Origin of the sequence: Streptomyces sp. NPDC002896 (genome assembly GCF_040295225.1) — a bacterium.
In the GTDB taxonomy this organism is placed as follows: Bacteria; Actinomycetota; Actinomycetes; order Streptomycetales; family Streptomycetaceae; genus Streptomyces.
Genome location: NZ_JBEOVA010000006.1, coordinates 80,050 through 99,552, shown reverse-complemented (window position 1 = coordinate 99,552; position 19,503 = coordinate 80,050). Strand labels below are relative to the sequence as shown.

18 protein-coding genes are annotated in these 19,503 nt (G+C 69.5%); 14 read left to right on the top strand and 4 right to left on the bottom strand.

The genetic code is table 11. The features are described 5' to 3' along the window. The first annotated feature begins 281 nt into the window (after positions 1 to 281). From ABT009_RS12090 to ABT009_RS12030, 13 genes are all read left to right on the top strand, one after another. A complete protein-coding gene (locus ABT009_RS12090) occupies positions 282 to 1,634 on the top strand; it encodes an MFS transporter (RefSeq protein ID WP_351292347.1) in 1,353 nt (450 codons plus the stop codon). Positions 1,635 to 1,681: 47 nt separating this feature from the next. Next, positions 1,682 to 3,838, top strand: a complete 2,157-nt coding sequence (locus tag ABT009_RS12085; protein ID WP_351292345.1) for an acetate--CoA ligase family protein — start codon at positions 1,682 to 1,684, stop codon at positions 3,836 to 3,838. Between the two features lie 20 nt (positions 3,839 to 3,858). After that, on the top strand, positions 3,859 to 5,007 hold the full coding sequence (locus tag ABT009_RS12080; RefSeq protein WP_351292343.1) for an acyl-CoA dehydrogenase family protein: 1,149 nt from the start codon (positions 3,859 to 3,861) through the stop codon (positions 5,005 to 5,007). Continuing rightward, a complete protein-coding gene (locus ABT009_RS12075; RefSeq protein WP_351292341.1) occupies positions 5,004 to 5,774 on the top strand; it encodes an enoyl-CoA hydratase/isomerase family protein in 771 nt (256 codons plus the stop codon). Before ABT009_RS12080 ends, ABT009_RS12075 begins: the two co-directional genes overlap by 4 nt. 59 nt (positions 5,775 to 5,833) lie before the next feature. After that, on the top strand, positions 5,834 to 6,607 hold the full coding sequence (locus ABT009_RS12070) for an SDR family oxidoreductase (protein ID WP_351292339.1): 774 nt from the start codon (positions 5,834 to 5,836) through the stop codon (positions 6,605 to 6,607). Between the two features lie 6 nt (positions 6,608 to 6,613). After that, complete coding sequence (locus ABT009_RS12065; protein ID WP_351292337.1) at positions 6,614 to 7,876, top strand: CoA transferase; 1,263 nt, start codon at positions 6,614 to 6,616, stop codon at positions 7,874 to 7,876. Then, the gene (locus ABT009_RS12060; RefSeq protein ID WP_351292335.1) at positions 7,873 to 8,703 is read left to right on the top strand and encodes an HpcH/HpaI aldolase/citrate lyase family protein; all 831 of its coding nucleotides are present in this window, start codon (positions 7,873 to 7,875) and stop codon (positions 8,701 to 8,703) included. Before ABT009_RS12065 ends, ABT009_RS12060 begins: the two co-directional genes overlap by 4 nt. Then, entirely contained in the window at positions 8,700 to 9,269 is a 570-nt protein-coding gene (locus tag ABT009_RS12055; RefSeq protein ID WP_351292333.1) for an acyl-CoA dehydrogenase family protein, read from the top strand. The genes ABT009_RS12060 and ABT009_RS12055 overlap by 4 nt, the downstream gene beginning before the upstream one ends. A 62-nt stretch (positions 9,270 to 9,331) precedes the next feature. After that, the gene (fabG, locus tag ABT009_RS12050) at positions 9,332 to 10,072 is read left to right on the top strand and encodes a 3-oxoacyl-ACP reductase FabG (RefSeq protein WP_351292331.1); all 741 of its coding nucleotides are present in this window, start codon (positions 9,332 to 9,334) and stop codon (positions 10,070 to 10,072) included. 5 nt (positions 10,073 to 10,077) lie between these two features. Next, on the top strand, positions 10,078 to 10,983 hold the full coding sequence (locus ABT009_RS12045) for an HTD2 family dehydratase (protein WP_351292329.1): 906 nt from the start codon (positions 10,078 to 10,080) through the stop codon (positions 10,981 to 10,983). Next, on the top strand, positions 10,976 to 12,187 hold the full coding sequence (locus ABT009_RS12040) for an acetyl-CoA C-acetyltransferase (protein WP_351292327.1): 1,212 nt from the start codon (positions 10,976 to 10,978) through the stop codon (positions 12,185 to 12,187). Before ABT009_RS12045 ends, ABT009_RS12040 begins: the two co-directional genes overlap by 8 nt. Next, entirely contained in the window at positions 12,184 to 12,648 is a 465-nt protein-coding gene (locus ABT009_RS12035) for a MaoC family dehydratase (protein ID WP_351292325.1), read from the top strand. The genes ABT009_RS12040 and ABT009_RS12035 overlap by 4 nt, the downstream gene beginning before the upstream one ends. A 10-nt stretch (positions 12,649 to 12,658) precedes the next feature. Then, the gene (locus ABT009_RS12030; RefSeq protein WP_351292323.1) at positions 12,659 to 14,254 is read left to right on the top strand and encodes an acyl-CoA dehydrogenase family protein; all 1,596 of its coding nucleotides are present in this window, start codon (positions 12,659 to 12,661) and stop codon (positions 14,252 to 14,254) included. A 44-nt stretch (positions 14,255 to 14,298) separates the two neighbouring features. On the opposite strand, the gene ABT009_RS12025 is transcribed toward ABT009_RS12030, so the two are convergent. From ABT009_RS12025 to ABT009_RS12010, 4 genes are all read right to left on the bottom strand, one after another. After that, entirely contained in the window at positions 14,299 to 14,433 is a 135-nt protein-coding gene (locus ABT009_RS12025) for a cyclase family protein (RefSeq protein ID WP_351292956.1), read from the bottom strand. Positions 14,434 to 14,439: 6 nt separating this feature from the next. Beyond that, complete coding sequence (locus tag ABT009_RS12020; protein WP_351292321.1) at positions 14,440 to 14,748, bottom strand: hypothetical protein; 309 nt, start codon at positions 14,746 to 14,748, stop codon at positions 14,440 to 14,442. Positions 14,749 to 15,003: 255 nt separating this feature from the next. Continuing rightward, a complete protein-coding gene (locus ABT009_RS12015; RefSeq protein WP_351292319.1) occupies positions 15,004 to 16,206 on the bottom strand; it encodes a cytochrome P450 family protein in 1,203 nt (400 codons plus the stop codon). Between the two features lie 1,206 nt (positions 16,207 to 17,412). Then, positions 17,413 to 17,565 carry a hypothetical protein gene (locus tag ABT009_RS12010; RefSeq protein WP_351292317.1) on the bottom strand — a complete coding sequence of 51 codons (153 nt, stop codon included), beginning with the start codon at positions 17,563 to 17,565 and terminating at the stop codon, positions 17,413 to 17,415. 595 nt (positions 17,566 to 18,160) lie between these two features. Here ABT009_RS12010 and ABT009_RS12005 point away from each other — a divergent pair. After that, the gene (locus ABT009_RS12005) at positions 18,161 to 19,489 is read left to right on the top strand and encodes an MFS transporter (RefSeq protein ID WP_351292315.1); all 1,329 of its coding nucleotides are present in this window, start codon (positions 18,161 to 18,163) and stop codon (positions 19,487 to 19,489) included. Positions 19,490 to 19,503: the final 14 nt, after the last annotated feature.

Genomic DNA, 19,503 nt, shown 5'->3' with positions numbered 1-19,503 from the left:
CCGGACCGGTGCCTCAGGCGCTGATCCTGGCCGCAACTTCCACGTTTGTGCAGGTCAGAGTCGATTGTGTCGCACAGGCGAATCAACGGTCCGCAGTTTTGGTGTTAGACGAAACATGTTCGTCACCCTAGCTTCCAAGAGAGCAACATCACGCCGTGGACACGGCCCCTGAGCCGCCACGAACGACCGCAATTCCTCACGTGCGTCCAGGCCACGCCGTGGCCTGGACGGCTGTGCTGCGAGCCGACGACGTCCGCAGCTGACCCGAAGGAATGGATGACATGCGAACCCAACGGTTGCCCGCCGAGGAGAAGATGGCCCGCAAGGCGGGATGGGCCTCCTTCATGGGCTCCACGATCGAGTGGTACGACTTCTACGTTTACGGCACCGCCTCGGCGCTGGTATTCGGGCCGTTGTTCTTCTCCCAGGTCCCGGACTCGGTCGGCGTCCTGCTGTCCTTCGCCACCTTCTGGATCGGCTTCCTGGCGCGCCCGCTCGGCGGCATCGTCTTCGGTCACCTCGGCGACCGGCTCGGCCGCAAGAAGGCGCTCGTGGCGACCTTGCTGCTGATGGGCGTCAGCACGGTCGGCATCGGTCTGCTGCCGACCTACGAGCAGGTCGGGCTTGCCGCTCCGCTCCTCCTGACGCTGCTGCGCGCCATACAGGGCGTGGCACTGGGCGGGGAATGGGGCGGGGCCGTGCTCATCGCCACCGAACACGCCAAGAAGGAGCGGGGGTTCCTGTTCGGGGCCTTCGCCCAGCAGGGCTCGCCGACCGGTCGCATCCTGGCGACGCTGTCTTTCCTCGCGGTGGGCCGGCTCTCCGACGAGGCGCTGCTCGGTTGGGCGTGGCGGATCCCGTTCGTGGCGTCCGCGGTCCTGGTGGTGATCGGCCTGGTGATCCGGCTGAGTCTTCAGGAGTCCCCGGCCGTCGTCGCGCTGCGGGCCTCGCAGCAGACTGCGAAGGTGCCGGTGGTCAGCCTGTTCCGGGAGCACACCAAGCTGGTGCTGCTCGGTGTGGCGGCCGGCTTCACCGTGTTCGCCGTGGTGTACGCACGGGACACCTTCGCACTGTCCTGGGCCACCTCGGAGGTGGGCATGGACCGGCAGGGCTTCCTGACGATCATTCTGATCGCCAGCGTGGTGCAGTTCTTCGTGCAGCCACTCGGGGCTTTGGTGGCCACTCGCTGGGGCGTCCGCAAGGCCGTCACGCTCATCTTGGCGTGCCAACTCCCCACGATTCCCGTCATGTTCGGGCTGATAGGCACCGGGAACTGGGTGCTCGCCCTGATCGGCGCGATCGTCGCCACCATCCCGGACGTCATGTACTACGCGATCATCGCGGGAATGTTCGCCCAGGCATTCCCCGCCAAGGTGCGCTACACCGGCATCGCGACGACCTACGGGCTGGCCGGAGTCCTCGGCGGCATGGCGCCGGTGATCCTGCAGTCCCTGCTCGCCGCCTCGGGGTCGATCGTGATGCCGATCGGGTTCGTCGTCGTCCTGGGCGCCGTCTCGCTGCTCGCCGCCCGCGCGTTCCTCACGTTGTCGGCGCGACTTGCCACGCAGGAGCCGGCGGATCCGGCGACGGTTGCCGAGGCATCGCCCGCGGTACGCGGCGCCACCGCCAACTGACCCCCGTTGCCACGAACTTCCCTGTCCCGCATACAAGGAGCCACTCCGTGCCCGAGAGCGCACCGCACCCGCACTCCACCGGCGAAGCCCTGCAGAAACTCCTCCACCCGCGCTCCATCGCGATCCTCGGCGCGTCCGACAACCCGACCAAGTTGTCCGGCCGCCCGGTGGATTACCTGAAGCGGTTCGGGTTCACCGGACGGATCCTGCCGGTCAACGCCACCCGCAGCCACGTCCAGGGCCTGCCCGCCTACCGCGGCCTCGACGAGGTCGACGGCGACATCGACCTGGCGATGATCATGCTGTCCGCCGAGCAGACGGCCGACGCCGTGCGGGCCTGCGGCAAGCGCGGCATCCCCGCCGCGATCGTGGGCGCCTCCGGGTTCGCCGAGGTGGGCGGCGCGGGAGCGGCGCTCCAACGCGACCTGAAGGCGGCCATCGACGAGAGCGGGGTACGAGTCCTCGGCCCGAACTGCCTCGGCATGATCGCCTCGCGGGACCGGGCCGTGCCCACGTTCAGTTCGGCGCTCGACGAAGACGCGCCGCTGCTCGAGGGGCCGGTGGCCTTCCTCAGCCAGAGCGGGGCGTTCGGCGGATTCGTGTTCAACGCCGCGCAGAACCTGGGCATCGGGATATCCCATTACCTCAACACCGGCAACGAGGTGGACCTGTCGGTGGCCGAACTCCTCGACGGCCTGGTGCGCACCGACCAGACCCAGGTGGTACTCGCCTACCTCGAAGGCGTCACCGGCGGCCGCAGGCTCCTGGAGGCTGCCCGGCAGGCCCATGAGCGGGACAAGCCGATCATCGCCGTGAAGGTCGGCCGGTCGGCGGCGGGCGCCCGCGCGGCGCAGTCCCACACGGCCTCCCTCGCCGGGGAGGACGCGGTCTTCGATGGCGCGGTCCGGCAGTACGGCATCCTCCGCGTCGACGGCCCCGAGTCCATGCTGGACGCCGCGCAGGTCTTCGCCACCGGTCGCCGGGTCCGCGGCCGCCGGCTGACCTCCCTGTCGGTGTCCGGCGGGGCCGGCGCCCTGATGGCCGACGGCGCCGCCGCGCACGGCATCGAGGTCCGCGCCTGGGACGAGGACTGGCAGCGGACGATGGCCGCCGCCATCCCGGCCTACGGATCGCCGCGCAACCCCGTCGACCTCACCGGCACCCTCGTCGCCGAACCGGACATCCTGCGGCGAGCGCTGCGGGTGGCCGTCGAGCACCCCGGCACCGACATGATCGCCGTGCTGCTCGGCTGCGCGGACAACTGCGCCGAGCAGCTCATCGACGCCGTCGCCGATGCCTACCGGTCCACGGACCGCCCGCTGGTCGTGGTGTGGACCGGCGGAAGCGGACGGCCACGTAAGCGCCTGCGCGACCTCGGCATCCCCTGCTACACCGACCCCGCACAGGCCGCCGCCGCGCTCGGCTTGCTCGCCGACTTCAGCCTGCGGCCCGCCCTGCCCGCGCCCCAGCGGCCCGCCGACGTCGACACCGACGCGGCGCGGGCGCTGCTGGCCGGCGCACGGGCCGCAGGGCGGGTGCAGCTCGACGAGCACGAGTCGACGCAGCTGATCGCCGCCTACGGGGTGCCGTGCGCCGCCGCCCGGCCCGTCGGCTCCGCCGAGGAGGCGGTGGCCGCTGCCGTGGAGCTCGGCGGACCGGTCGCGGTCAAGCTGCTCTCCGACCGGATCGGCCACAAGAGCGACATCGGCGGCGTGCGACTCGGGCTCGACGACGCCGACTCCGTCCGGGAAGCCGCCGACGACCTGTTCCGCATCGCCCGTGGCGCGGGTGTGGAGGACGCCCGGCTGCTGGTCCAACGCATGGCCTCCGCAGGCATCGAGCTGATCGTCGGGATCAAGCACGACCCCGTGTTCGGGCCGGTCGTCGTGGTCGGCCTGGGCGGGGTGCTCGTCGAGGCCCTCTCCGACAGCCAGGTCGCCGTCGCCCCCGTCGACACCGACACTGCCCGACGACTGCTCCTGTCGCTGCGCGGCAGCCGGTTGTTCGGGGCGGTGCGCGGCAATACGCCGCGCGACGTCGACGCTGCGGCGGAGGTCATCGCGCGCCTGTCCTGGCTGGCCGCCGATCTGTCCGAGGACATCGCCGAACTCGATGTGAACCCCCTGCTGCTCGGTGCGCAAGGCCAAGGTGCCGTTGCCGTCGACGCCCTCGCGGTGCTGACCGGGCCGACCGAGACCGAATGAACGTGAGAACGGAGACAACCATGGAAGCCGCAGATTTCGAAGCCGTACTCGGCGCGATCAGGACCTTCGTCCGCAAGGAGGTCGTGCCGGCCGAAGACGTCATCGAGCAGACCGACGCGATTCCCGAGACCATCCGCGCGAAGGCCGCCGAGATGGGGCTGTTCGGCTACGCCCTGCCTGAGGAGTACGGCGGGCTCGGCTTCACGATGGCCGAGGACGTCCGACTCGCGATGGAAGTCGGCTACACCGCGCCGGCCTTCCGCTCGATGTTCGGCACCAACAACGGCATCGCCGGTCAGGTCCTGGTCAACTTCGGCACCGCGGAGCAGAAGCAGCGATACCTGCCGGAGCTCGCCTCCGGCACCAAGATCGCCTCCTTCGCGCTGACCGAGCCCGAGGCCGGCTCCGACCCCAGCGGGCTGCGCACCCGGGCGGTGCCTGTCGACGGCGGCTACCGGCTCACCGGTCAGAAGCGGTTCATCACCAACGCGACCCGCGCCGACCTGTTCATGGTCTTCGCCCGCACCAACACCGACACCGAGGGCACCCAGGGCATATCCGTGTTCGCGGTCGAGTCCGGTACCAAGGGACTCACTGTCGGCCCCAAGGACGAGAAGATGGGCCAGCGCGGTGCGCACACGGCCGAGGTCTTCCTCGACGACGTCTTCGTACCCGCATCCGCGCTGATCGGCGGCGTCGAAGGTGATGGCTTCTCCGCCGCCATGCGCTCGCTGGCCCGCGGCCGTCTGCACATCGCGGCGATCTGCGTCGGCCTCGCCCAGCGGCTGGTGGAGGAGAGCGTCAACCACGCCGCGACCAGCCGCCAAGGCGGTCGCCTCATCGCGGAGTTCCAGCAGGTGCAGGCGATGCTCGCGGACTCGGGGACCGAACTCCTCGCCGGCCGGGCGATGGTGCTTGAAGCGGCCAAGGCGTACGACGACGGCAGTGACCGCCGCCTGGCGCCGTCCAGTGCGAAGCTCTTCTGCTCCGAGATGGTCGACCGGGTGGCCGACCGCGCCGTACAGATCCACGGCGGACTGGGATACATGCGGTCGGTCCCTGTCGAGCGTTTCTACCGCGACGCCCGCCTGTTCCGGGTGTACGAGGGCACCAGCGAGGTGCAGAAGGTCATCATCGCCAAGCAGATGCTCAAGGGGGCGGCCCGATGACGGACCCCACCGTGCTCGTTGCCCAGAACGGCCCCGTCCGTACGCTCACGCTCAACCGGCCCGCCCGACGCAATGCCCTCGACCTCGACGACCGGCGGGCGCTGCTCGCCGCGCTGGCCGACGCGGAGCACGACCGCGACTGCCGGGCGGTCGTACTGACCGGAGCCCAGGGCGTGTTCTGCGCGGGCGGCGACATCCGGTCGATGTCGCAGGACCCCGAGCTGGCGCGGACCCGGCTGGCGGTGATCGGCGACATCGCGCGCGCCCTGGTCCACTCGACCAAGCCGGTGGTCGCCGCCGTCGAAGGCGGGGCGTTCGGGCTCGGACTGTCGCTGGTCGCCGCGAGCGACTACGTGGTGGCAGCCGAGGACGCCCGGTTCGCCGCGTCCTTCGCCAAGATCGGACTGACCGCGGACGGCGGCCTGTCCTGGAGCCTGGCCCAGCGGGTCGGACCGGGCCGGGCCAAGGAACTCATCCTGTTCGCCGACGACTTCACCGCCGACCAGGCCCACCGGATGGGACTCGTCAGCGAGGTCGTGCCGCCCACGGAGGTCATGGACCGGGCCGTGCGGCGGGCCGGTCGGCTCGCCGCGGCGTCACCGGCGATGGTGGCCGGCACCAAGCGGATCTTCGCCCAGGAACGACAGGACCTCGAATCCGTCCTCGCCGCCGAGGTCGACCTACAGGCCGAGCTGCTCACCGGTGCCGACTTCGCCGAGGGACGTGCCGCGTTCTTCGAGCGGCGGACGCCGGTCTTCACCGGCTGAGTCGTCCTGCACGCACCGAATGGGGCCTCCCGGGCCGCCTGACAACTTACGGAGAATTCATGTTGCAGCAAGGAACATTCGACGGCCGGGTCGCCGTCGTGACGGGTGGCGGATCGGGCATCGGGGAGGCGATCGCCAGGGAACTCGCCCGCCTCGGCGCGAACATCGCCGTGCTGGGCCGCACCCGCGACAAGTTGGACTCCGTCTGTTCGGACGTCAACGCCGCGGGCGGCACGGCCAAGGCGTACCAGGTGGACATCCGCGACCGGCCCCGTGTCGAGGAGGTCATCGGCTCGGTGATCGCCGACTTCGGCCGCATCGACCACCTCGTCAACAACGCCGCGGGAAACTTCCGGGTGGCGCCCGAGAAGATGTCGTCGAACGCCTGGAACGCGGTCGTCGACATCGTCCTCGACGGCACATGGCACTGTACCCAGACCGTCGGACAGCACATGATCGAGCGCGGGGGCGGCGGCTCGGTCCTCAACATCGGATCGACCATGTCCATCCAGGGCGGCCCCGACACGGTCCACTCCGCGAGCGCCAAGGCGGGCGTCCGCGCGATGACCAAGTCCCTTGGCGCGGCCTGGGGCCCGTACGGCATCAGGGTCAACGTCCTCATTCCCGGGATGACCGAGGGGACCGCCGGCGTCGAGGTGCTCCACACGACGCGGGAGGCCTTCGACCAGGCGGTCGGGACCGTGCCCCTGGGGCGGCTCGCCAGCCGCGAGGAGATCGCCGAGGTGGCGAGCTTCCTGCTGAGCGACTACGCGAGCTACATGACGGGGGCCGAGCTCGTGCTCGACGGCGGCCGCTCGCTCGGAAGGCTGTGACGCTCCATGCACAGTCCTCGTGACACGGACGCACAACGCTCCCAGCCCCTGCGGGGGACGCGGATCATCGAGATCTCGAGTTATGTGGCGACCCCGCTCAGCGGGATGACCCTGGCCCAGCTTGGCGCCGACGTGATCCGCATCGAGCCGCTCGGCGGCGCCGCCGACCGCACCCGCTGGCCGCTGGCGGAAAGCGGGACAAGCCTGTACTGGTCGGGGCTCAACAAGGGCAAGCGCGCCCTCGAGGTGGACCTGTCCTCCGAAGGGGGACGCCGACTCGTCGGTGATCTCATCGTCAGCGGAGGACGCCGCGGCGGGATTGTGATCAGCAACTCCGAGCGCTATCCGGACCTGACCTTCGAGACACTGCGTGAGCGTCGCCCCGATCTGATCCACGTCCTGCTCACCGGCCGCAGGGACGGCGGAACCGCGGTGGATTACACCGTCCAGGCGGCGACAGGGTTCCCCCTGCTGACCGGCCCGGAGAATTCGGCACAGCCGGTGAACCACCTGATGCCCGCGTGGGACGTCGCCGCCGGGCTCTACCTGGCGGTCGGACTGCTGGCCGCGGAACGGCACCGCCTGCTGACAGGCGAGGGGCAGCAGGTTCGGGTCGCGCTCGAGGACGTTGCCCTCGCGACCGCCGGAAACCTCGGCTACCTCGCCGAGGCGCAACAGAGCAGCACACCGCGTGAACGCAGCGGCAACCACGTCTACGGCAGCTTCGGCCGTGACTTCACCACCGCCGACGGCGAGCGGATCATGATCGTGGCGCTCACCGACCGGCACTGGCGGGACCTCCTCGGCGCGACCGGTCTCACCGACGTGGTGGCCGCGTTGGCTTCCACGCTCGGCGTCGACTTCGCCGACGAGTCGGAACGCTATCGACACCGCAAGCTGCTCGGCGAGCTGCTCGCGGGCTGGTTCGAGAGCCATCCCTTCGCCGAGGCGGAGACGGCTCTGCGTGCGACTCGCGTGCTGTGGTCGAGGTACCGGAGCTTCACCGATCTCGCTGCCGACGACGCGCGCCTCCTGCGTGAGAACCCGCTGATGGCGGAGGTCCGGCAGCCCGGAGTCGGCAGGCACTGGGCGCCCGGATCGCCCGTGGTGATGGACGGGGAGCAGTCGCCGCCCGCGGTGTCGCCGCTGGTGGGCCAGCACACCGACGAGGTGCTGCAAGCCGGACTCGGACTGTCCTCGACCGACCTCGCGAAGTTGAGCGAGACCGGCGTCATCCGGACGCACGACGAGGAGCGGGAGGCGGCATGACTCCCGTCACCGAGCGGGTCCGGGACGCACGGACACTGCTGTTCGTCCCGGCGAACCGCCCGGAGCGATTCGCCAAGGCCCACGAGTCGGCGCCCGGCCTCGTCGTCCTCGACCTCGAGGACGCGGTGCCCGCCGAGCAGAAAGCCGATGCCCGTAAGCAGGTCGCCGACTGGCTGACCGAGGGCCATACATGCGCGGTGCGGATCAACGCCCCGGGGACCCCGTGGTACGAGGAGGACGTGCGGGCGATCGCCGCGCACGACTGTGCGGTGATGGTGCCGAAGGCCGAGGACGTCGCAGCACTGCGGGATCTCGCCGGTCGGCTCACCTCCTCGTCCTGCCTGATCGCCTTGATCGAGACCGCGCGCGGGGTGCTCGACGCACGGACCATCGCGGCGGTGCCCGGTGTGGAGCGGCTGGCCTTCGGCAGCTTCGACCTGGCCGCACAACTCGGTGTCGACCCCGACGACCACCTCGCCCTGGCCTTCTCCCGCAGCGCTCTCGTGCTCGCCTCCGCCGCCGCGGACCTCGCCCCACCGGTGGACGGCGTGACCGGCGACGTACACGACACCGAGGTTGTGCGCAGCGACGTCCGGTACGCCCGCCGGCTCGGCTACTCCGGAAAGCTCTGCATCCACCCCCAGCAGATCCCGACGGCCGAGAAAGCGCTGCGCCCCACCGAGGACGAGGTGCGGTGGGCGCGGTCGGTGGTCGAGGTCGCGGCAACCGACGGCGTCGCCATCCACGAGGGACAGATGGTGGACAAGCCCGTGGTGGACCGGGCGCATCGCATCCTGCGAACAGCGCGTAACGGAGGACAACGATGACTGCACTGACCGAGGAAGAGCGCGACATCGTCTCGCTGGTCCGCGAATTCGTCGACGAGCGGGTGCGACCGCGGGTGCGGGACTACGAGTCGGTGGACCAGTACCCCGCCGAATTCATCGACGAGATGAAGAAGCTGGGGTTCTTCGGCCTGCTGGCACCCGCGCAGTACGGCGGCGTGGACGTGAGCACGACGTGTTTCGCCCGGGTGACCGAGGAGCTGGCCCGCGGCTGGATGAGCCTCGCCGGCGCGATCGGCGGTCACTCGGTGATCACGTACCTGATCAAGACCTTCGGCACCCCTGAACAGAAGGACAGCTACCTGCCATTGATGGCGGACGGCACGATCCGGGCGACGATGGCGCTCACCGAGCCGGGCGGCGGAAGCGACCTGCAGGCGATGCGCACGCACGCCGTCGCCGATGGCGATGACCTGGTGATCACCGGGTCGAAGACCTGGATCTCCAACGCCCGGCACTCAGGCCTGATCGGTCTGCTGTGTGTGACCGACCGGAACGCGAGCCCTGCGCACAAGGGCATGAGCGCAACGAAATCCAACGCAACGTGATCGCAGCGCAGTTGATCGCGCGAAACAAGAACAACCGGACGAACGAGGGAAGTTGATCACCCATGGCGCTACTTGCTGACAAGACCGCGATCATCACCGGCGGCGCACAGGGCATCGGACTCGCCATCGCCGAGCTGTTCGTCAAGGAGGGCGCCAGGGTTGTCCTCGGTGACCTCAACCTGGATGCCGCCGAGGTGGCCGTCAAGGAACTCGGCGGTCCCGCGGTGGCGCGGGCGGTGCGGTGCGACATCACGAAATCCTCCGACGTGGACTCACTGATCCAGACGGCGCTGGACGCCTTCGGCGCGCTGGACATCATGGTCAACAACGCCGGGATCACCTGTGATGCAACGATGCGGACGATGACCGAGGAGCAGTTCGACCAGGTCATCGACGTCCACCTCAAGGGAACCTGGAACGGTACGCGCAAGGCGGCCGCGGTCATGCGCGAGCAGAAGTGCGGCGCGATCGTGAACATCTCCTCGCTGTCGGGCAAGGTCGGCATGGTCGGCCAGACCAACTACTCCGCTGCCAAGGCCGGCATCGCGGGGCTGTCGAAGGCCGCCGCCAAGGAGCTGGCACACCACGGCGTGCGCGTGAACGCGATCCAGCCGGGCCTGATCCGCAGCGCGATGACCGAGGCGATGCCGCAGAAGGCATGGGACCAGAAGATGGCCGAGATCCCGATGCAGCGCGCCGGCAAGGTTCACGAGGTCGCTTCCGTCGCGCTGTTCCTGGCCTCCGACCTGTCCTCGTACATGACCGGCACGGTGCTGGAAGTGACCGGCGGAAGGTTCATGTAGCGGCGATGAGTTGGCAACCGCACACCGTCACCACCACCGAGACGGTCGACCCGCACCCCGTGGCAGCGCTGTCCGGCCTGTTCGACGACGGCACGCCCGCGATCGGTCCCGCAGACGCGCTGCCGCCGCTGTGGCACTGGCTCGCCCTGTCCCGGTGGCCGGCCTCGTCGGCGCTCGGCGTGGACGGCCACCCGGCACGCGGCTCGTTCCTGCCTCCGGTGGAGCTGCCGCGGCGGATGTTCGCAGGCGGCGACGTCGTCTTCCACGCCCCGCTCACCGTGGGGAGCACGGTCCGCCGGGAGGCGTCGGTCGCGTCGGTTACCGAGAAGTCTGGGCGCTCGGGCCGGTTGGTCGTCGTGGTCGTCGAGACCAGGCTGTACGACGAGAAGGACCGGCTCGCGATCGAAGAGCGGCAGGACATCATCTACCGGGACTCCGGTGCCGTCTCGTCCTCCGACAGCCCGGCCAAGCCCGCGGCCGACCTGGAACCCGCCAGTGCCCCCTTCACCCCGGCCGGCGACTGGGCATGGAATCTCGCCACGGACCCGACTCTGTTGATGCGGTTCAGCGCGGCGACGTCGAATCCCCACCGGATCCACTACGACTGGCCGTACGCCACCCGGATCGAGGGCTATCCCGGCCTGGTGGTGCACGGGCCGTTGATGACGCTCGCCCTCGCGGAGGTGCTCCGTCTCGAGGGGCACGGGTCCCGGGTTTCGCGCATGCGGCACAGGAACCGGAAACCACTGTTCTGCGGCCAACCCGCTCAGCTCCGACGGACGGAGGACGCCGCACCAGAGGCGCTCACCCTGGGCCTGTTCGGCCCGGATTCCGGCGCGGCCGACCCCACACCCCACACCACGTTGACGATCGAGTTCGATCCCCGCCAGGAAGGCACCCGCCATGCGTGAAGCGGTCATCTGCGAGCCCGTCCGTACCCCGATCGGCCGCTACGGCGGGATGTTCAAGAGCCTGACGGCAGTCGACCTCGGGGTGACCGCCCTCAAGGGACTGATCGACCGCACCGGCATCGCGCCCGAGGCGATCGAGGACGTCATCCTCGGCCACTGCAACGGGAACAGTGAGGCGCCCGCGATCGGCCGGGTCGTCGCGCTCGACGCCGGCCTTCCCATCACCGTCCCCGGCCTGCACGTCGACCGCCGGTGCGGCTCCGGCCTGCAAGCCGTCATCTACGCGGCCATGCAAGTGCAGACCGGTGTCAACGAGGTCGTCATCGCAGGCGGAACCGAGAGCATGAGCAACGCCGCGTTCTACTCGGTCGACATGCGGTGGGGCGCGAAGAACGGCATCGCGATGCACGACGGCCTGGCGCGCGCCCGGGAGACGGCCGGCGGAAGGAACCACCCCGTCCTCGGCGGCATGCTCGAGACGGCCGAGAACCTCCGCCGCGAGTACGCGATCCCACGCCAGGAGCAGGACGAACTGGCTCTCGCGTCCCACCAGCGGGCCGTCAGGGCACAGGCCGACGGGATCCTGGCCGAAGAGATCATCCCGACCACGGTGAAGACCCGCGGCGGCGACGTCGTGATCGACACCGACGAGCATCCGCGAGCCGACACCTCCCTGGAGTCGCTGAGCCGGCTCAAGCCGATCCTGCGCGGCTCCGACCCGGACGCGACCGTCACGGCGGGCAACGCCAGCGGCCAGAACGACGCAGCGGCCATGTGCATCGTCACCACGCACGAGCGCGCCGAGCAGCTCGGGCTGCGCCCCCTGGTCCGTCTCGTCTCGTGGGGCGCCGCGGGAGTCGCTCCCAAGACCATGGGGATCGGCCCGGTCCCCGCCACCGAGGCCGCCCTGCACCGCGCCGGCCTGTCCCTGAACGACATCGACCTCATCGAGCTGAACGAGGCGTTCGCGGCCCAGGCCCTGGCGGTCATGCGGGAGTGGAAGTTCGGTGACGAGGACCTGGAGCGCACGAACGTCCACGGCTCCGGCATCTCTCTCGGGCACCCGGTCGGAGCGACCGGCGTACGCATGCTCGCGACGCTCTCCCGCGAGCTGCACCGCCGGGACGCCCGGTACGGCCTGGAGACCATGTGCATCGGCGGAGGCCAGGGGCTGGCCGCGGTCTTCGAGCGGGTGACGGCATGACCGTTCGAGTCTTCGGATCCCTGGAGGACGTGAAGAACGCCCTCAACCAGCCGCTCGGGCCCAGTGCCTGGCTGACCGTCGACCAGGGGCGCATCGATGCGTTCGCCGATGCCACCGGGGACCACCAGTGGATCCATGTCGACGCCGAACGGTCCGCGACCGGACCGTTCGGCCGCACCATCGCGCACGGATACCTGACCTTGTCGCTGATACCCCACTTCGGCCAGCAGCTCTTCCACCTCGATCTGGGCCAGGCGCGGATCAACTACGGAGTCAACAAGGTGCGCTTCCCCACGCCCGTGCCCGTGGGGTCGCGCCTGCGGGCGCAGGCCGACTTCGTCGACCTGCGCCACAACGCGGCGGGAGCCGCTCTCACGACGCGATACGCCATCGAGATCGATGGGCAGGACAAACCCGCCTGCGTCGCCGAAACCGTCACTCTCGTTCTCGAACAAGCCTGAGGATTCCGAGATGGAGCACAACCCGTCGAATCTCGTCCCCGCGCGCGTCGTGGTCGAGGTGTTGCAGGCCGTCGTCGACAAGGCGGCCGCGCACCTCGCGTCGTGGGCGACGGACGAGGACCAGACCGTGGCCTACGACCTGGCGTCGATGTCGTCGGCGGTCGCAGCAGCCGCGGAACTCCTCGACTACGGCACTGAGGGCCAAGCCGAAGCGGATCTGGCGCTGCTCTACGCCGCCGACGTCGCCGCGGACCTGGCCGGCCGCATGGCCGGCCGGGAATCCCTGTGGGGCGTGAACAGGTCAGCACTGGACGGCATCGCCGCCCATGTCGCCGCGGGACGCGACCCGGCGTTCCTGGATCGCGTGGCCTCCCGGGTGCTGGCCACCCGGGAGGCAGGACCACGGCACCTCTCCGAGGAGCTGCAGTTGGTGCGCTCCACGTTCCGAGGATTCGCCGAGGACCGGGTCGTCCCGGTGGCGGACCGGATCCACCGTGATGACGAGGACATCCCCGCGGACATCATCGACGGGCTCGCGGACATGGGGTGCTTCGGGCTGTCGATCCCCGCCGAGTACGGCGGCTTCGCGGAGGGCGGAGTCGATGAGCTGCTGAGCATGGTGGTGGTGACCGAGGAACTCTCCCGGGCCTCCCTTGGCGCCGCAGGCTCGCTCATCACGCGTCCCGAGATCATCGGCACCGCGATCGCCCGAGGCGGCACCGAGGAGCAGAAGGCCCGCTGGCTGCCGACCATCGCCGCGGGGGAGAAGCTGTGCGGTGTCGCGGTGACCGAGCCGGATCACGGGTCGGACGTGGCCGGGATCTCCACCACTGCGGTCCGGGACGGCGACGACTGGGTCCTGAACGGCGTCAAGACCTGGTGCACCTTCGCCGGCCGTGCGAACTACCTCCTGGTGCTCGCCCGCACGGACCCCGACCGCACTGCAGGACACCGGGGAGTATCGCTATTCGTCGTCGAGAAGCCGTCCTTCTCCGGCCATGAATGGAGCGTCACCCAGGAGGGAGGCGGATCGATGGAGGGGCGGGCGATCCGTACCCTCGGCTACCGGGGCATGCACTCCTTCGAGGTCCGCTTCGACCGCTGGCGCGTCCCGGCCGACGACCTGATCGGGATGGACAGCGGCCTCGGCCGCGGCTTCTACCTGCAGATGCAGGCATTCGCCAACGCTCGGCTGCAGACCGCTGCCCGTGCCGTCGGAGTCATGCAGTCAGCGCTCGAACTCGCCGTGGACTACGCGCAGCAGCGGTCGGTCTTCGGCCGATCGCTTGCGCACTGCCAGCTGACCCGTGCCAAGATCGCCAGGATGGCCGCGCTGATTGCTGCGTGTCGGACCTTCGCCTTCGCGGCGGCACGGGCGGTGACGGCCAACGGCGGTCAACTCGAGGCTGCGCAGGTGAAGCAGCTTGCCTGCCGAGCAGCCGAATGGGTCACCCGGGAAGCGCAGCAGTTGCACGGCGGCTACGGGTACGCGGAGGAGTACAGCATCTCGCGGCTATTCGTCGATGCCCGGGTGCTGTCCATCTTCGAAGGCGCCGACGAGGTTCTTGCCCTGCGCGTCATCGCCCGCCAACTGACGAAGCCCTGATTTTGCTGCGCACTCACGCTGACTGCACCCGGGTCCGGTTGGCCTCAACTGGCAATACGTATACCGGCCGCCGACGGGAATGGGAGGGCGCTCACGCCTGTCGGCGTCCACGTCTTCATATCGGACTCCCAGTGCAGCGGTGCGTCGACGTGGGTGCCGACGTGCTCGCCGGTGTGGATGCCGTTCTACAGGGAGATCTCGTTCGGCATGTCGTAGTGGGCGAGTTGCTCCAGCCGGAACCGCGGGATGGGGACCATCCCGTCCGGCAGCGGGAGGACGGGAGTCGGGTCGGACAGACGCAAGAACTCCCGAGGCAGCGGCGCCAGCAGAGCGGCAAGGAAAGCGCGGTCCTCCGGGCCGAACTCCACCCTGTCCGCACCGAGCTGCCGCTCGACGACCATGACCTGGTGGCGCAGAACGAGAATCTCCGCATCCTTGTCTCGGTCGCTCATCGGCAGCAGCCGCACGGCAGCGAAAGCGTTGGTGACAGCCAAGTCCGCGAGACGAAGCAACATGAGCGATCAAACTGCCGCAACCGTCACACAAGCGCCCTGGCCTGCACGGATGACATTCTCGGCAGGCGCAGCATCGCGAACGCCCGCCCTCTCCATCCGCTACCGGCTCCGATCGAAGATCCGGGCACGATTGCGCACCTCAACGTACGTGGACGCACGCGATGCGGCGGCATCCTCCACGAGTGAACGCATGCGCCCTGACCAGCACGGATGAGGTATTCGGCAAGCGTAAGGTCAGGACTTCCACCGGACCGGCAGCTGATGCGGGCCGCGGATGAGCATGCCGTGGCGCCAGGTCAGGGCGGCCGGGTGGGCGTCGAGGGCGAGGTCGGGGCAGCGCTCCAGCAGGGCACGGATTGCGATCCGAGCCTCCACGCGGGCGAGCGGCGCGCCGAGGCAGTAGTGGATGCCGTGGCCGAAGGCGACATGACCGTTGGCGGGCCGCCGGACGTCGAAGCGGCCGGGGTCGGGGAAGCGTGCCGGGTCGTGGTTTGCGTCCGCCAGGGCCACGAGGACCAGCTCACCACCGCCGGGGATGACCGTTGTGCCGATCTCGACCGGCTCGGTGGTGAACCTGAACGTCGGCGTCTCCACCGGCCCGTCGTAGCGCAGCATCTCCTCTACCGCGTTGTCCATGAGCGTCATGTCCTCGCGCAGTACGGCGATTTGGTCGGGATGGGTCAGCAGGGCCAACACGCCGTTGGAGATGAGATTGACTGTGGTCTCATGCCCAGCGACCAGCAGCAGCCAGGCGGTACCGCGCAGTTCGTCCGCAGACAGCCGGTCGCCGTCCTGGTCGGTGGTGCGGATCAGGGCGCTCATCAGGTCCTGGCCCGGGGCCAGGCGCTTGCGCTCCAGTAACTCGGTGAGATACGTGGCCATCTCACCCGTCGCCGCCAGCCGCGCCTCCGGGTCGGGGTCGGTGAGGATCGTGCCGGTCCAGGAGCGGAACGCGGCCCGGTCCAACATGGGCACGCCGAGCAGCTCGCAAAGCACGGAGATTGGCAGCGGGAACGAGAGGGCCTCGACCAGTTCGGCCCGCCCTTCCGGAAGCGCCACCATCGTGTCGAGCAACTCGTCGGTGATCTGCTGCACGCGCGGCGCGAGCTGCTCGATCCGGCGTGGAGTGAACTCGCGGACGACCAGCTTGCGCAGCCGCTCATGGTCCGGCGGGTCGGAGTTGAGCATGTGCGGCCCCGCAGATGGACTGGGGATCGGAAAGGAGGGCGATGCGTTCGTCCACTGCTTGGACAACCGCGGATCTACGAGCGCGGCCCGGCCGGCCTCGTACCCGACGACGAGCCAGGCCTCCGCACCCTCCGGAATCCGCACCTTGTGCACGGGTCCGCGCTCGCGCAGCGCCGCGTAGACCGGATACGGGTCGCGGACGAAGTCCTCGCCCATCGCCACCAGATCGATCACCTCGGCTGCCGCCATCGCCTGCCCCCATCTCCTGGTTCGCCTCGACGCTAGCAATGGGCGCCGCTTCGGCGAAGGACGCATCCAGCCGAACCGGGCGGGGAAAACTGGCGCGGCGCGGACGACGAACGCGAGCACGGAAGGCTCTTTCTGTCGGTTTTGGCGTGCCGTAGAGCGGCTGCGAGGTTTCCAGCGGCGTTGACCAGCTCGGCGATCTGGTCGCGGGACGGCGGGGCGGGTCGGCGGGTGGTGTTTAGTCGGGCAACGGCGGTGGCACGGCGAGCGTCGGTCTCCGCGATCCACTGGGCGACGGTTTCGGGCGCGGCGGCTCCGGGGTCGATGACTGCCCGGTCGTGTCGGAGCTGCCCAGCGGCTTGACGCACGTACCGGGGCCGGCTCAGGGACGGCGGGCGGGGGCAGCACGGGGCGCGCTCCGGCCCGCTGGATGCCCGGGGCGTCCGCGTCGACGGGCAGGTGAGCGAGGGCAGCGAGTTCCGGCACCGACAACAGCGCGGCCGCCGGCCGGGAAGCGCCCGGGATCCAGGTGGCGTTCGGGGTGCGGAAGGCGGGTGCGGGCAAGCCAGTTGCGGTCCGCGTTCAGGCCGAATGCGGAGACCAGCGCGTGCGAATCGTCATTGCCGCTGCCACCACATCCCACGGCTCGCCCAACGCGTGGGGCGCGTCGGACCGCCTCACGCCAGGTTTGCTCGCGCAGTTCGGGGCGGGTGGAGGCGTGGGCGAGGCACGTACGGATCTGATCGACCGGCCACACGTCGCCGTCCGCGGCTTCGCAGATCAGGTGCGCGGGCAGCGTCAGCGGCTGAGCACCCTGGGCGAAAGCGAGGAACGCCTGCTCGGGCTCCCCGAGCGGGGAACAAAGGGCGCTGTGTCGGCGGGTAGCGGTGCGGTGGGCTGGCTGACGGTGGTTGCATGGCGCATCTCCCGAGAATGGTGCGGGCAACTTCCGCCGCCACCAATCCCAGGCTGCCGTGCCACCAACGGCCCGTCCGCACGCCAGTGCCGGGCCATGCGCGGTCGAATGGCCCGGAGCGTGCGATGGCCCGTGACCGGTCCGCCCTCGAAGACCTGACACGACGCTCAGTCGCGAGAACGCGAATCGAACATAGAATTCCTCGACGGCAGATGCAGCACTTGCTGTGGCGGCAATCGCTGGCGCGCGATTAGTCCGGGGCGAGCCAGAGGCCTACTCGACAGCGATCATCGTCAGCGGTCCTTCAGCAGAAGATGCAGCAGCGTCACCACTCCGACGCCGACCAACAGGGCGGTGCCGAACGAGGGATGCTCGAACGCGATGTACACCGTGCCGCCGCCCACAAGCAGCAACAGCAACGTCCGCTGATTCATCTGACCGTCCATGAGCAGGAGCCCTCCCGAGCAGTGCTTTCCGCCGCCCGTGGGTTTCGGCGGCGCGTGTCACTGGAGAGAGGCGGCAGGGACCGAGTCATTACGCGGGTTTCTCGGGCTCCCTCTGTGTCCTCCGTCACATTCGACTCCCGGCAGTAGGGCTGGCACCGATGAAGTGGAGGCGAGGGGAGAGGCGCGCTCGGTCCTTGGAGATAGCCAGGCTGGTTCGGCAGCCTCACCCGGGCTACCAAGAGGCTGTGCACGATCGCCATCCTGCCCGCGTGACAGAACCACCCGTACAGATCGTTTGGTGGAGGGCGGCGGCGCGGATCCGCGCCCGCTTTGGGCGTACCAGCGGGCCGGGCGAGGTGCCAGGCTTGCTCAGCCGACGACACCCATCCCCCACTTGTTCTGCTGCTGGAACGAGCCAGGCGTCCGGCACAGTCAGTGGGCCTCGACCTGTGCGCGGTGCACATGGCTGCACCCCGGAAGTTGTCTAAGGTGCCGCCACCCTCGATGCGAGGGGTGCGCGTAGCCGTGGCGAGGCCCTGGAGGACAGTCAATGAGCGCTATACGAGGAGCGGTGCCAGGTGCCGAAGAAGGCCCTGTGAGAGAAGCGGCGCTGCCGCGTCCGGTCGGGCACTGGTTCGAGGAGATGCCCTTCCGGCGGGCCCACCTGCTCGCAGCGATCGCCCTCTTCATGGCGTTCGTCATCGAGTCGTGGGAGCAACTGGCCCTGATCTACGTCTCGGGAGACCTCGGCACGGAGTTCGGCATCGACGAAGGACGCATCGGGTGGGTGCTGTCCGCCGTGGCGCTGGGCATGATCCCGGGCAGTCTCGTATGGGGACCGGTCTCGGACCGGATCGGCCGCCGTAACGTGTGCCTGTGGTCCCTGGGCGTGTACGGGGTCATCGCATTGGCCAGTGTCGCCTCGCCGAACTTCACCGTGCTGATGGTGACGCGATTCCTCTCGGGCCTGGCCCTCGCCGGCATCTACACTGTGACATTCCCCTACTTTCTGGAACTGCTTCCCTCCCGCCTTCGGGGCCAGGCCGCCGTCTTCCTGTCCATCGGCTGGCCGATCGGCGTGCTGCTCGCCGTCGGTGTGACCCAGCTCGTCGGCGGGCTCGGCTGGCATGTGGTCGCCATCACCAGCGCCCTCGCCGGAATCTGGGTCTTCGCGATCCGCGCCTGGGTGCCCGAATCGCCGTACTGGCTGGCCGAACGCGGGCGTCACGAGGAGGCCGCGGCGGTACTGCGCCGGCTCGGCGCGGACGTGCCCGAGGGGACGGTCTTCGCCACTGCCGACAGCGCCCGTGAGGCGGTGCGGGAACGGCAGGGACAGACGATCGATCTCTTCCGCGGCCGCCTGCTCCGCCTGACGGTCCTGATGCTCGTCGTGAACTTCACCTTCAACTGGGGTTACTGGGGTCTGCAGACCTGGCTGCCCACCCTGCTCCAGGACAAGGGGCTGAGCATGTCCGCCAGCCTCGGCTTCGTCGCGCTGAGCGCGGTGTGCATGATTCCGGGCTATGTCTCGGCGTCCTACCTCACGGGCCGCTTCGGGCGGAGGAAGGTGTTCCTGCCGTACGTCGCCCTGGCCGCTGTGTCCGGCGTGGCCTTCGCCTACGCGGACAGCCTGACCGAGATGTATGCCGCCAACTTCGCCCTGTCCTTCTTCTTCCTCGGGGCGTGGGGTGTGTGGAACACCTGGAACGGCGAGTTCTACCCGACCTCGCTGCGGGCCACCGGGTATGCGTGGGCCACAGCTGCGCAGCTGGGTGCGACTGCGCTCGCCCCGTCCGTCGTCGGCTACCTCCTGGCCCGGGCCACCGGCTATTCGTCGACGATCCTGTTCATCATGGCGTTCCTCGCGGTGGCCCTGCTGTGCGCGCTGCCGCTGCCGGAGACCGAGGGCAAGGATCTCGAGTAACCGCAGGTCGCCGG